General features: G+C 68.3%; 12 protein-coding genes. 6 read left to right on the forward strand and 6 right to left on the reverse strand.

The window, feature by feature from the left end; translation table 11 throughout:
• The first annotated feature begins 156 nt into the window (after positions 1-156).
• The 3 genes from GON04_RS19710 (at position 157) to GON04_RS19720 (ending at position 3456) form a co-directional block, all read left to right on the forward strand.
• Positions 157-591, forward strand: coding sequence for a CopG family transcriptional regulator (locus tag GON04_RS19710; protein ID WP_370530016.1), 435 nt, complete (start codon positions 157-159; stop codon positions 589-591).
• A gap of 30 nt (positions 592-621) precedes the next feature.
• Positions 622-1809, forward strand: coding sequence for an extracellular catalytic domain type 1 short-chain-length polyhydroxyalkanoate depolymerase (locus GON04_RS19715; RefSeq protein ID WP_157399711.1), 1188 nt, complete (start codon positions 622-624; stop codon positions 1807-1809).
• A 273-nt stretch (positions 1810-2082) separates the two neighbouring features.
• Positions 2083-3456 (forward strand): WD40/YVTN/BNR-like repeat-containing protein, encoded by a 1374-nt coding sequence (locus GON04_RS19720; RefSeq protein ID WP_198349358.1) that lies wholly within the window; start codon positions 2083-2085, stop codon positions 3454-3456.
• A gap of 279 nt (positions 3457-3735) precedes the next feature.
• Here the strand turns inward: GON04_RS19720 and GON04_RS19725 are convergent, their stop codons facing one another.
• Genes GON04_RS19725 through GON04_RS27210 form a run of 5 tightly spaced genes read right to left on the reverse strand, consistent with a single transcriptional unit; the run spans position 3736 to position 9580 of the window.
• On the reverse strand, positions 3736-5082 hold the full coding sequence (locus GON04_RS19725; RefSeq protein WP_157399712.1) for a class-II fumarase/aspartase family protein: 1347 nt from the start codon (positions 5080-5082) through the stop codon (positions 3736-3738).
• Positions 5083-5095: 13 nt separating this feature from the next.
• A complete protein-coding gene (locus GON04_RS27110; protein WP_255481764.1) occupies positions 5096-5221 on the reverse strand; it encodes a hypothetical protein in 126 nt (41 codons plus the stop codon).
• Positions 5222-5232: 11 nt separating this feature from the next.
• Positions 5233-6423, reverse strand: a complete 1191-nt coding sequence (locus GON04_RS19730) for a CaiB/BaiF CoA transferase family protein (protein ID WP_157399713.1) — start codon at positions 6421-6423, stop codon at positions 5233-5235.
• Between the two features lie 35 nt (positions 6424-6458).
• Positions 6459-7319 (reverse strand): HTD2 family dehydratase, encoded by an 861-nt coding sequence (locus GON04_RS19735; protein ID WP_157399714.1) that lies wholly within the window; start codon positions 7317-7319, stop codon positions 6459-6461.
• A 17-nt stretch (positions 7320-7336) separates the two neighbouring features.
• Entirely contained in the window at positions 7337-9580 is a 2244-nt protein-coding gene (locus tag GON04_RS27210; RefSeq protein ID WP_338051021.1) for a 4-oxalomesaconate tautomerase, read from the reverse strand.
• On the opposite strand from GON04_RS27210, the gene GON04_RS19745 reads away from it, so the two are divergent.
• Positions 9491-10396 (forward strand): LysR substrate-binding domain-containing protein, encoded by a 906-nt coding sequence (locus tag GON04_RS19745; RefSeq protein ID WP_181653672.1) that lies wholly within the window; start codon positions 9491-9493, stop codon positions 10394-10396. The two genes, GON04_RS27210 and GON04_RS19745, sit on opposite strands and share 90 nt — an antisense overlap.
• 169 nt (positions 10397-10565) lie before the next feature.
• Positions 10566-10958 carry a VOC family protein gene (locus GON04_RS19750; RefSeq protein ID WP_157399716.1) on the forward strand — a complete coding sequence of 131 codons (393 nt, stop codon included), beginning with the start codon at positions 10566-10568 and terminating at the stop codon, positions 10956-10958.
• Between the two features lie 396 nt (positions 10959-11354).
• On the opposite strand, the gene GON04_RS19755 is transcribed toward GON04_RS19750, so the two are convergent.
• The gene (locus GON04_RS19755; RefSeq protein ID WP_157399717.1) at positions 11355-12098 is read right to left on the reverse strand and encodes an IclR family transcriptional regulator; all 744 of its coding nucleotides are present in this window, start codon (positions 12096-12098) and stop codon (positions 11355-11357) included.
• Between the two features lie 84 nt (positions 12099-12182).
• On the opposite strand from GON04_RS19755, the gene GON04_RS19760 reads away from it, so the two are divergent.
• Positions 12183-13223, forward strand: a complete 1041-nt coding sequence (locus GON04_RS19760) for an amidohydrolase family protein (protein WP_157399718.1) — start codon at positions 12183-12185, stop codon at positions 13221-13223.
• Positions 13224-13241: the final 18 nt, after the last annotated feature.

The following is a 13241-nucleotide window of genomic DNA, read 5'->3' on the forward strand; positions in this document are numbered from 1 at the left end:
GGCCTTCCTTGCTGACGCTGGTTGAGCCGCGGCTCCGCGGGCACGTCCTGGCCAGGGCGCATGGCATTGCGCCGGACTTCCGACCCTTCGGGGTTGCGGGTTTCCGCCCCGCTGTCAGCGCGAATATGCTCCAATTGGATTCCACGCAGATTCCATATGGATTCCATGAAGCCCGCCACCAGCGCTGTCGAACCCCGGCCCAAGGCCGGAGAAACCGAGAAGATGACCATCAACGTCGGCGTGGTCGACCTTGGCCAGGTCGACTTGCTCGTCCAGGAGGGCTACTACTCCAACCGCTCCGATCTCGTGCGAACGGCGCTGAGAAATCAGCTGGCGCTGCACGCCGAGGCGGTCAAACAGACTGTGGCCCGGCGCACCCTGGTCGTCGGTCTGCAGCACTTCACACGCGTGGACCTCGAACGTGCCGTGGCGGCAGGCGAGCGTCTGCAGGTGCAGGTCGTCGGGCTTGCTCGCATCGCCGACGACGTCACCCCTGAGCTTGCGCGCGCCGCCATCGAATCGGTCACCGTTCTCGGTGCGTTCCAGGCCAGCACCGCTGTCCGGAAAGCGCTTTCCGACCGCATCCGCTAAGAGCCCTCCCCTTCCAACTTGAAAGTAGCAATGCATCGCCTCTCCAATCTCCGACTGCCGTCGTTCGACGCCAACAAGATCACCGACACCATCCAGCGGGCTCTCGCCTCCGCCGGTCTCGACACGACGTCCGGCCCCATGGCCAGCGTCACCCAGACAATTGCCCAGGCCCTGTCGTCGAATGGGATGCGCGATCCCAGGATGGCAACTGCTGCGCCTGATGCGCACATCGACGTCCCCGGGCGGATGGCGGACGCACCGGTCGCCCCGCGTGACGGGCCGCGCCAGCGGCCAGGGACCATCGACGCCGAAACGCCTGGCACCTTCCAGGCACATGAATTCCGCAATGCCATCGGCAGTCGCGCCTACAAGCTGTACGTTCCCACCCGCGTCGTCGAGCAGCCGCCCCTGGTCGTCATGTTGCACGGCTGTACCCAATCTGCAGACGACTTTGCCGCCGGCACCCGGATGAACCGGCTGGCCGAGGAACACGGCTTCCTGGTGGTCTATCCCGAGCAGGCGGCGCAGGCGAACATGTCGAAGTGCTGGAACTGGTTCAAGGCCCAGGACCAGGTGCGCGACGCCGGGGAGCCCGCGTTGATCGTGGGCATCGTTCGCGAAGTGGCAGCGCGTCACGGCGTGGACCCGCGCCGCATCTTCGTCGCCGGGCTGTCCGCCGGCGCGGCCATGGCCGTGGTCCTGGGGCAGGCCTACCCCGAAGTCTTTGCCGGCGTCGGCGCGCATTCGGGACTGCCCTATGCGAGTGCCCACGACATCCCCTCGGCCATGGCGGCGATGAAGGGCGGTCGCGGACGCGCAGGTGCCGGCCTCCCATCCGCCGCCTCCGCGCCAGTCCGGGCCACCCGGCACGCGGTGCCCACCATCGTCTTCCATGGCGACCGGGATCACACCGTGCAGCACGACAACGGCATGCAGATCGTCAACCAGGCTCAGGAGGCCTTCCGGGGCGAGCGCAACGGGGCGCCCCTGCAATCGACCACGCAGCGCGCGACGTCGCCAGCGGGACGCAGCTACAGCCGTACCGTGCATGCCGACCCGGATGGAGCCGCGACGATCGAATCGTGGACGCTCCACGGCGCCGGGCACGCCTGGTCGGGCGGCCACGCGAGCGGCTCCTACACCGACGGCAGCGGTCCCGATGCATCCGCTGAAATGATCCGCTTCTTCCTGGCGCTTCCCCGGGCTGGTTCGGCGTGAAGTGGTGGCAACAGTCAGTGTCGCCAGACCGGCCAAGCTGAAGGGCACTTCTAGCGCGCTCGGCGCGCTGAGCGTGTGGTGCTCTGTAGCGGCACTCGGATTCGGCGACAGCTCAGGTCATGCGCCTGCTTTTCTCCTGCAGCAACCGCACCGCCGAGGCGCGCCGCACAGAAGTTGCATCCGGTAGCTTTGCCCCCGCGGATTGCACTGGAAGCTGCCGCTCCCAGCAAAGGCCGAAGTTCAAGGCCGCACAGGAGGCTTCAGATGAGGAATGTGAACCATCCGACCGTTCGGATTTCGGTCGCTGTGGCGGCGCTTTGGCTGAGCGCTTGCGGCGGCGGTGGAGGCGGTGACGCGGCGGTGGGCGGCGCCTCCCCGCCCGCAAGTGCCGGCATCCCTGCCGCTCCCACGCCGGCCGCGGACAGCCCGGCCGCGGCGCCAACACCGGTGGCAGGCACGCCGGCCCCGGCACCAGTGGCAGGCACGCCGGCCCCGGCCGCGGGGGCGCCCACGACCGCTCCGGTTGCTCCGGCCGCAGCACTGGCATGGACCCCGGCCGCGGGCCTGCCGACGGTCCCGTGGCACTGGGTCGCCTCCAACCCCACCGGCACCGTGCTGGCCGCAGCCGCGATTCCGACCGGTGTGTTCATCTCGAGGAACTCCGGCACGTCATGGGTCAACACGCAGCTGCCGCAGGCGAACTGGATCTCGCTGGACATGGATGCCACCGGGCAGGTCATGTTCGCTGTCGCCTTCACGGGGGGGATGTACCGGTCCGTGGACGGCGGCACGACCTGGTCCCGGGTCGACATTCTCTTCAACCCCGGCGAGAGCCTCGCCTACGAGTCGGTCACCGTCTCGCAGGACGGCCAGCGGATCGTGGCCGTGGTGTTGAACGGGCCCATGTTCGTGTCCCAGAACGGCGGGGCGAGTTTCACGCAGGCAGGCGGCAGCGCCGCGGCCGCCAACGGCTGGCGGTCCGTCGACAGCTCGGCCGACGGGTCCGTGGTCGTGGCCGTCACCCAGGGCGTGGGCACGCAGCCGGGCCAGGTGCACGTGTCCATCGACGGCGGCGCCACATTCACCCCGCGGGTCGTGCCGCTGAGCGGCGCAGCGAACCCAGGCGGGTGGTACCGGGTGGCAATGTCGGACGACGGCAACACGATCGCCGTCGCCGGCAACACCGACTTCGCGGGAACCAGCACCGGCCTGTTCGTCTCGCGCGACCGCGGCCTCACCTGGGTCCAGGGAAACCCGACCTCCGGGACGTACACCGCGATCGACACCTCAGCCACTGGTGACGTCATTGCGGCCACGCTGTCCGGCGCCACCGGCCAGGTCCTGCTGTCCAGCAATGGAGGCACGTCCTTCGCGGCGCTCACCGCCCCGGCCGGGGAGACCAACTGGCGCTCGCTGGCCATGGATGCAGCGGCCACCCGCCTGATCCTGGCGGCAGGGACCTTCACCGCCCCCGGCACGAACGGGCAGGTGTATCTCTCGTCCGGCACGGTCGCGGTACCAGCGCCAGCGCCGGTTGCGTCTGCACCGGCGACGACCACGTCATCAACAGCCGGTGCATCGGGCACGGCACCGGCGGCTGCCGCGCCGGCGGCGACGCCCGCCTCGACACCGGCGGCGACACCGTAACGGTAGGGGGACGGGCTGCTTCATTTGCGGTCCCGATCCGGATGACAACGCATAGGGCTGTACTTCGCTCCGTGCGATGTCGCGAGCGTGTCGAGGCGCCGGCTTGGCGCGACGCTGCCGGCATGTACGACCGCACACGTCAACCGTGTCGGGCTCCCATCAGGCGGCGAATCGCACCGGATCGACGCAGCCGACACACGACGCCAGTGCAGCGCTGGAGGCATGGCGCGTGTGTTCGGCCATGAATTCGAGGAACACGCGCGTGCACTTCGTCTTGCGTCAGGCCCGCGCGGCAAGGACGCGATCGACCATCACCCCAGCCTGACCGAGATTCTTGGCCGGGTCGCAGAACGCCTCGAGCTGCGCACGCGTGACGTGCTTCGAGACCTCCGGGTGAGCAGCCAGGATGTCGATCAGCGGGCGATCCTCCGTGACGGCTTGGCGACAGAGGTCGTACACCAGGTCGTGCGCGTACTCGCGGCCGATGTAGGGGCCCAAGCCCATCATCACTGCCTCCGACATCACGAGGCCGTTCGTCATGTCGATGTTGGCACGCATGCGGGTCGCGTCGACTTCCAGCCCCTTGAGGATGAACTTCGTCTGCTTCAGGGCGCCGGACAGCAGGCAGAAGATCTCCGGCAACGCCACCCATTCGATCTCCCAGGGGCCGGTCGATCGCTCATGGTCGGCGACCATCGCGTCCATCAGGGCGGCGGCGTGCTGGCGCGCCACGGAGATGTTGGCGTGGATGTACAGGCAGGAGATGGGGTTGCGCTTCTGCGGCATGGTGGACGACGAACCGCGGCCCGGTGCGAAGGGCTCGAACACCTCGCCGACCTCGGTCTGCATCATCAGCTTGACATCCATCGCGATCTTTCCCAGCGAGCCGCCCACCAGGCCCAGGAAGGCTCCCACCTCCGCGATGGTGTCGCGCACCGTGTGCCAGGAGATGAGTGGTTGCGCCAGGCCGAGCTCCTTCATCAGGGCGGCCTGGGTCTCCATCGCGCCACTCTCCAGGGACGACAGCGTCCCCGAGGCGCCGCCGAACTCGCCCATGAGGACCCTGGGCTTCAGTTGCTGCAGCCGTTGGCGGTGGCGGTCGATGCCGGCCAGGATGGAGGCCATCTTGTAGCCGAACGTGATCGGCGTGGCCTGCTGCAGGTTGGAGCGCCCGATGACGGGCGTGTCCCGGTACTTGCGCGCCAGCACGGCGAGCGCCTCGCCGATCTCGTCGAGATCGTGCTCCACGAGCGCCAGGCTTTCCCGGATCTGCAGCACGGCGGCGGTGTCGGTGATGTCCTGGGTGGTCGCTCCCCAATGGCAGAACTCCCCCAACCCGTCGCGGCAGTTGGCGTTGATCTGGTTGACCACGGCGATGATCGGGTAGCCGATCTGCTCGGTCTTGGCCTTGAGCCTCGGCCAGTCGATCTGCGAGAGCTCGCAGTTCTTCACGATCTCGTCGGCGGCCTCTTTCGGAATGATCCCGAGGGCGCCCTGCACCTTGGCCAGGGCCCGCTCGATCTCCAGGTACTTGGACGTGCGGTTCTCGTCGGACCAGACGTCGCGCATGCGCGCATCGCTGAACATGTCGCCGAAGATGCGCGAGTCGATGATGGTGGAAGCCATGGGGTTGTCTCTCTCAAAGGATGTGGAAGAAGTCGGTCGCGGGCCACGCCCGGCGCGGTTCCTGCTCCACCGCGGGACGGTCGACCATGCAGCCGTCCAGGCGGGAGGCGGTGCGCGGGTGCGCGTCGGGATGGGCCACGGCTTGCACCGTCAGATCGCCGCCGCCGAGCGCAGGGTTTCGATGGCGGTGGCGCTGTAGCCCAGCTCCGCGAGGATGGCGTCGGTGTGCTCGCCGAGCGCGGGGACCGGACCCATGCGAGGGCCCACGTCCCAGCTGCCGGGCGGCAGCAAGGCGGGCAGTGACCCCTGCGGCGATCCGACTTCGCTCCAGCGGCCCCTCGCTTTCAACTGCGGATGCGCCCAGACATCCCGCATCGTGTTGACCTGGGCGTTCGCGATCTGCGCGGCCTCCAGCCGTTCGAGCACCTGTGCAACGGTCAGCGACGCGAACGCCTCGACGATGATCCCGCGCAGCGCCTCGCGCTCGGCCACGCGCTTGTAGTTGGCGGTGAACCGGGGGTCGGTGGCGATGGCCGGCTGCCGCAGGACCTTCTCGCAAAAGGCCGCCCACTCGCGCTCGTTCTGCAGGCCCAGCATCACCGTGCCCCCATCGCCGGCGGGAAACGGGCCATAGGGGTAGATCGTGGCGTGGCTGGCGCCCGTCCGCGGGGGCGGCTCGGCGCCGTCGAACGCGTAGTACAGCGGGTAGCTGGTCCATTCGGCGAGGGATTCCAGCATGGAGATGTCGATCCGCTGCCCCTTGCCGGTCTGGCCCCGTTGCAGCAAGGCCGCCAGGATGTTGGTGTACGCGTACATCCCCGCGGCGATGTCCGCGATCGAAGGGCCCGCCTTGCAGGGCTCCTCGGGCGTGCCGGTGACCGACACGAAGCCGGCCTCGCTCTGGATCAGCAGGTCGTAGGCCTTCTTGTCCCGGTACGGGCCGGGGCTGGCCGGGTCGTCACCATAGCCTGAGATGTCGCACACGATGAGCTCCGGCTTGCGCCTGGAGAGCTGCTCGTACCCCAAGCCCAGCCTCGCGGCCGCGCCCGGGGCCAGGTTCTGCACGACCACATCCGCCTTCTCGGTCACCAGCCGTTCCAGCACCCGCGCGGCTTCGGGATGCTTGACGTCGAGCGTCAGGCTTTCCTTGGATCGGTTGGTCCAGACGAAGTGCGAAGACAGGCCCCGCACCCGCTGGTCGTACCCGCGGGCGAAATCGCCCGAACCCGGCCGTTCGATCTTGATGACGCGCGCGCCCAGGTCCGCCAGCTGGCGGGTGGCGAACGGGGCGGCGATGGCGTGTTCGAGCGTGACGACGGTCAGGCCCTGGAGTGGCTGCATGGTTCGTTTCCTTCCGGATGGATTCGCCAAGGGTGTCAGCGCAGGACCGCGGTGGCGTCCATGGTCAGCCAGCCCTCGTGGTCGGCGGCGAACAGCCGCACGGTCTTGCCGTCCGGCGCCGGCTGGCCGTTGACGTGGAACGGGTTCAGGTCGAAGGTCGGCCTCACGGCCTTGAAGCGGAAGCTCGCGACGTCGCTGTTCGGCAGCTGCCGGCGCACCAGGTCCATCAGCAGCGTGGCGATCAGGGGGCCGTGCACGATCAGCCCGGGATATCCCTCGACCTCGGTCACGTACTTGCGGTCGTAGTGGATGCGGTGGCCGTTGAAGGTCAGGGCCGAGTAGCGGAACAGCAGGACATCGTCGGGGATGACCTCGCGCCGCCAGGCTGCGCCGGTGTCGGCGCGCTGCGGCGGCGGCTCCACGTCGGCGGGCCGCCTGGCGTCCCGGTACACGATGTCGTGGAACTCCACGATGGCCGGCTCCGTGGCGCCGTTGCAGCGCAGTTCGTGCCGCACCTTGACGAAAACGAGCTGGCCCGAGCGACCCTCCTTGCGAGACACGTCGGCGATCGTCGACGTCCGCTCCACGGCATCGCCCACGCGCACCGGTGTGCGGAATTCGAACTGGCTGCCGGCCCACATGCGACGCGGAAGCGGCACCGGCGGCAGGAATCCACCGCGCCTGGCGTGCCCGTCGGGCCCGATCTCGCTTTGGCGATGCAGCGGCAGGAAATACAGCCAGTGCCACAGCGGGGGCAGCGCCGTCCCATGCTCCACCGCCCGCGCCGGATGGTCCAGCGTGGCATCCAGTGCCTTGACGGGCGTCGCCCCGATGCTGTCGCGGACCGTCTCGGTGCGGCCGATCCAGGCCTGCAGCTCGTCGAGGGAGGTTTCCATGATCCGGTTCCCCTGCTTCAGTCCGCCGTCAGCTTGGCGCGCTGCACCACGCTCTTCCACTTCGCGAGCTCGCCCTTGACCAGTGCGCCGAACTGCTCCGGCGTACTCGCCTCGACGTCCGCGCCGTGTTCGGCCAGCCGCTTCACCACCTCCGGGTCGGCGAGCACCTGGTTCAAGGCCTTGTTGATCTGGTCGACGATGGGCTTCGGCGTCTTGGCCGGCACGAAGAACCCATACCACTGCCGCACGTCGACCCCGTCGACACCCGCCTCCTTCAGCGTCGGCACATCAGGCAGCAGGGGCGAACGCTGGGGCCCTGCCACGGCCAGGGCACGCAACTTGCCAGCCTTCACATGCGGCAGGGCCGTGTACAGGCTAGGGAACATGAACTGCGTCTGGCCGCCGATGGTGTCCGTGATCGCGGGCGCGGAGCCCTTGTAGGGAGCGCCCAGCATCACGACGCCCGCGTTCAGCTTGAACAGCTCGGCCGCGAAGTGGGGTGCCGTGCCGTTGCCCGCCGACGCGTAGGTGTACCGGTCCGGCTTGGCCTTCAGCTGTGCGACCAGATCCTTGACATCCTTGATCTGCACCGAGGTGTTCGCCACCATGAGCGTGGGCGAGTAGCCGACGAGGCCCACCGGCGCGAAGTCCGCCACCGGGTCATAGCGCAGCTTCTGCAGCGCGGGGTTCATCGCGTGCGTGGCGATGTAGCCGAACATCACGGTGTGCCCATCGGGTGCGGCGCGGGCCGCGAACTCGCTCGCGATCGCGCCGTTGGCGCCGGCGCGGTTGTCGACGATCACGGACTGGCCCAGCAGCGGGCCGAGCTTCTGTCCGATCACGCGCGCCATGGCGTCGTTGCCACCGCCCGGGGCGGTGGGCACCACGACCGTGATCGGCTTGTCGGGATAGGCCAGGGCCAGCGGCGCTGTCGTGGCCAGCGCGGCGGCGGCAAGGGCGGGAGCAATCAGGCGCTTCATGGGGTTGTCTCCTTGGGGGGCTTTCGAGAACACGTAGGGTGGGAGATGCAGGTCGCCCTGCAGGATCTTTCGCGCGGTACGCACGAGCGCGGCGCGTTGCACGCGGGCTTCGTCACCGAGGCCTTCGATGGCCACTTCGACCTCGATGCGCCCCTGCGGATGCAGGACGGCAATGGAGCGCACACCGGTGCGGCGGGCGTCGCTGCTGGCGACGGTGCCGGGCAGCGCGTAGGCCGTGGCGATGCCGATCGCGCCGGTGACGGCGTGCGATGCGTGGCACCGGCGAGGCGTGAAGTAGCGGGAGGTGATGCTGTCAGCGTCGTCGCCCTCGCTCGCGATCATCGGCTTCGGGATCACGCTGCCGGACACATCGCCAAGGCCCATCGCCTCGCCGGCTGCGCAGCGGATCGCCTCGATGCGCGCGAGCAGCGCCGTGTTGGCGTCGAGCTCGGCCGGCGCTTCGCGGCCGTTCAGTCCGAGGTCGCCTGCGCGCATGATCACCAGCGGCATCGCGGCATCGATGCAGCTCACGTCGATCCCGTGGATGGTGTCGATGCGGCGTCCGGTGGGAAACAGCGCGCCCGTGACCGAGCCCCAGGCGTCGAGGAAGTTCAGGCGGATGGGTGCTGCCGTCCCGGCCACTCCGTCGATGCCGGTGTCGCCGTCGTAGCGCACATGCCGGGCCGGGGTCTGCACCGTGACGTCGATGCGCGAGCGCGTGTTGACGTTGAACACCCGCACCGTCGTTTCGCCGTCCCGGGCCTGTACGAGCCCCTGCTCGATGGCGAACGGAGCCACTCCCGACAGCATGTTGCCGCAGTTCGGCCGCGTGTCCACCGACTTCTGGCCGACGCCCACCTGGGCAAAGAGGTAGTCGACGTCGCATCCGGGATGGGAAGACGGGGAGACGATGGCCACCTTGCTGGTCAGCGTGCTGCCGCCACCGACGCCATCGACTTGCAGCAGGTCCGATGCGCCGATCGCGCCGATGAGCGCCTCGTCGCGGGCCGTGTCGTCGGCCGGCAGCCACTCGCGCAGGAAGAACGGTCCTCTCGACGTGCCGGCACGCATCAGGACGCAGGGAATCACTCGTTGCATGGCTGGAATGATCCGTTCCGGCATTGCCAAAGTGAATTGCATCTTTAAGATCAACTGATGCTCTGTGCACATCACTGAAGTGGAGGATCTGCCGTGGCGATGAACTTCGATCTCAACGACCTGGTCGCCTTCCGGACCGTCGCGCAGCTCAGCAATTTCCGCAAGGCGGCCGAGGCCGTGCACCTGTCGCAGCCGGCGTTCAGCCGCCGGATCGAGAAGCTGGAGCAGGCGCTGGGCGTGCGGCTACTGGAGCGCAACACGCGTCGCGTCACCCTGACCGCAGTCGGACGCGACTTCGAACGCAAGGTGCGTGACCTGCTGGACGACCTGGACGCCACGCTGGTGGGCATCCGCGGCGGGACGGCAACCCGCATGGGCGAGGTCACGGTGGCCTGCGTCCCGTCCACCGTGTACTACTACCTCTCCCACGTGATCCGCCTGTACCACGAGCAATCGCCGCGCGTGCGCGTGAAGGTGCTGGACGCCGGCGCCAACGAAGTGCTGGCGGCGGTCGCCCGTAGCGAGGCGGACTTCGGGCTGAACTTCATCGGTGCCCAGGAGGGCGAGCTCGAGTTCAAGGCGCTGGTGGAGGAACGTTTCGTCGCGGCCTGCCGGCGCGACCATCCGCTGGCCAGGCACCGCCGCGTGAGCTGGGCTCAACTGAGCGACTACGACTACGTGTCGGTGGGCCGCTCCTCAGGCAACCGGGTCGTGCTGGACCAGGCGCTCGCGGGCGTCGCGAAGCGGCCGCAGGCCATCTACGAAGCCGAACACGTCACGACTGCGCTTGGTCTGGTGGAAGCAGGGTTGGGCGTCGCGGCAGTACCGTCCATGGCGATGCCTGGCAAGGACCATCCGATCCTGGTCAGCATCCCTCTGGTGGAGCCTGTGGTCCACCGCAAAGTGGGCCTGATCCGGCGCCGCGGGCGCACGTTGTCCCCCGCGGCGCAACAGCTCTATGACCTCTTCGAGCAAGTCAAGGGGCGGCGCCCAGGCTAGGGGTCACAGCAGACGGGCAGCGATCTGAGCCTTGTCACGGCAGCTTCTGGCCGGAAGCAGTCGTGCGATAGCCGACGTCAACACGCGGCCGGCGATTCGAAAATGCCGCGTAGACTCCCGCCGCCGGCATACCGCAGGCCATGAAACCACATCAAGGAAAGAGCGACACATGTTGAACCACGTGATGGTCGGCACGAACGACATCGAGCGGGCCAAGCGCTTCTACGACGCCGTACTCGGCGCGTTGGGCGCGGCAGAGGGAGCGCGCAACGTGAACGTGACCGGCCAGACGCGCATGTTCTACCGCCACGACGGCAGCACCTTCGGCGTCAGCGAGCCGATCGACGGCCATCCGGCAACCCATGCCAACGGCGGCACGATCGGCTTCAAGTGCAAATCGGCCGAGCAGCTGCGGGCCTTCCACGACGCGGCCGTCGGGCATGGCGGGACGTCGATCGAGGGCGCGCCTGGCCCGCGCGACAGCAAACCAGGCGCGGTGCATATGGCCTATGTGCGTGATCCGGACGGCAACAAACTCTGCGCGGTCTTCCGGCCAGCATAGAGCCGACCTGGGCGGCACTCGCTCAGGCGGGGCTGCTGCGTGATGAAGGGCTCAGGTCGGTTGCTACGCGTTTGCGGAGGCGAGTCGCAACCTGTCGCGTGTCGCGCCGGTGGCGACGGCAGAAAAACGACCCGAAGCAGCCATCACGACTGCACTTGGCGAAAGCTGGCGCTCGCAGCTAGAAGTGCCGAACGAAGTGCCACCAGGTTTTTCTTCCCGGTTCTGCAGTGCGGCTCGTTGTAGCCCTCGGCCGGGATAGGCCAGCGCTGTCCGCGGCGCCACGCCGGCAGGAAGGTTTCACGGCCCGGGCTCGCTGCCGCCCAGCGCGCGTTATTCGTAGACATCCTGCCGGCCGCTGCGCGGCGAAGAGAGGCGGACGCCCGTCGCGCAGCGCGCTCAGGTCGGAAACCACGCAGCCGAGCTGTGCTTCAACTTCGTGATGGAAGCTTGGTCCTGCGCCAGCGCCCGCGACAGCTTTGTAGTGGCCGCGACCAGAGCTGGCACGTAGCCGCGCAGCAAGCTCTCCGTTGCCTCGGCCGCGGGCACGCCGATGGTGATAGCGCCGACGATGGTCCAGCGCGATCCGAACACGGGCGCCGACACGCTGGCCCGGCCGCGTCGCGCCTCGCCGATCGTCAGGTGGTAACCGTGCTTGCGGATGGTGTCGTAGAGCGCCCCTTGCCGGCCCGAGAAAGCGAGCAGCACCTGCCCCGGCGAGCCGCGGTCCATCGGCATCGGTTCGCCGACCCGCTTGACACCGGCGTTCGCATCGCCGCCATGCACGTGGAGCAGCCGGATCCGGGAGTGGCCATCATGCACGAAGTACGACACGCTACGGCCCGTCGCCTGCGCGAGCGACCGCATCTCCGGTTCAATGGTGTTGTGCAGGTCGAACGCCACCTGGTAGCGCGCGCCCAGCCAGGCGGCGGCAGGGCCCAAGCGCCATTCGCGCTGCTCGGTCATCGACAAGTAGCCGCCGGCGGCAAGCGTGCGCGCCAGGCGTAGCACCGAGTTCTTGGGCAGAGCGGTGCGGCGGGCCAGCTCCGTCAGCCGCAGCGACGCATCGTCGATGGTGAACGCGTCCAAGATGGCGAGCGCCCGTGTGACGGCCTCGACCATCGGTCCAGCGAGCTCGGCCATGGCCTCTCCGTTCCACGTGATGGAACTCGATTGTAGGCAGGAGCGGTTGCTGGGATTCTCCGGACACCGCAAGGAGACAAGCCCATGATCATCGATTGCCACGGCCACTACACGACGGCGCCCAAGGCGCTGAAGGACTACCGCGAGCGCCAGACGGCGCAGCTCTCGCTGCCCGGCGCCCCGGCCCTCGCGCCCGACGTGCGCATCAGCGACGATGAGATCCGCGACAGCCTCGAGAGCAACCAGCTGCGCATGCAGGCCGAGCGCGGCGTCGACTTCACGATCTTCTCGCCCACGGCCGGCGGCATGGCGCACCACGTCGGCAACGAGCAGACCAGCGCGCACTGGACGCAGGCCTGCAACGACCTGATCCACCGCGTGGTGCAGCTCTATCCGCGGAATTTCGCTGCCGTGTGCCAGCTGCCGCAGAGCCCGGGCGTGAGCCCCGCGAACTGCATCCCGGAACTCGTGCGCTGCGTCGAGGAACTGGGTTTCATCGGCTGCAACCTGAACCCGGACCCATCCGACGGCTACTGGACCAGCCCGCCGCTGACCGACCGCCACTGGTATCCGCTCTACGAGAAGCTGGTGGAGCTGGACGTGCCTGCGATGGTGCACGTGAGCTGTTCGTGCAATCCCGCCTTCCACCACACTGGCGCGCACTACCTGAACGCCGACACGACCGCGTTCATGCAGTTCCTGCAGTCGGACCTCTTCAAGGACTTCCCCACGTTGAAGTTCATCATCCCGCACGGCGGCGGCGCGGTGCCCTACCACTGGGGCCGCTACCAGGGCCTGGCCCAGCAGCTCAAGCGCCCCCCCATCGAGGACCTGATGGACAACGTGTTCTTCGACACCTGCGTCTACCACCGGCCTGGCATCGAGCTGCTGCTGGAGATCGTGCCCGAGGACAACGTGCTGTTTGCCTCCGAGATCATCGGCGCCGTGCGCGGCATCAACCCGCGCACGGGCTACCACTTCGACGATACCAAGCGCTACATCGACGCGGTCGACTGGCTGGGTGGCGAACGGCGCGAGAAGCTGTTCAGCGGCAACGCGCGCCGCGTCTACAGCCGGCTCGACCGGCACCTCGAGCGCCACGGCCTGCTGTCGCAGGCCGCGTGAGCCACCGTCCAAAAGGAG

This window comes from Ramlibacter pinisoli (assembly GCF_009758015.1).
Classification (GTDB): Bacteria; Pseudomonadota; Gammaproteobacteria; order Burkholderiales; family Burkholderiaceae_C; genus Ramlibacter; species Ramlibacter pinisoli.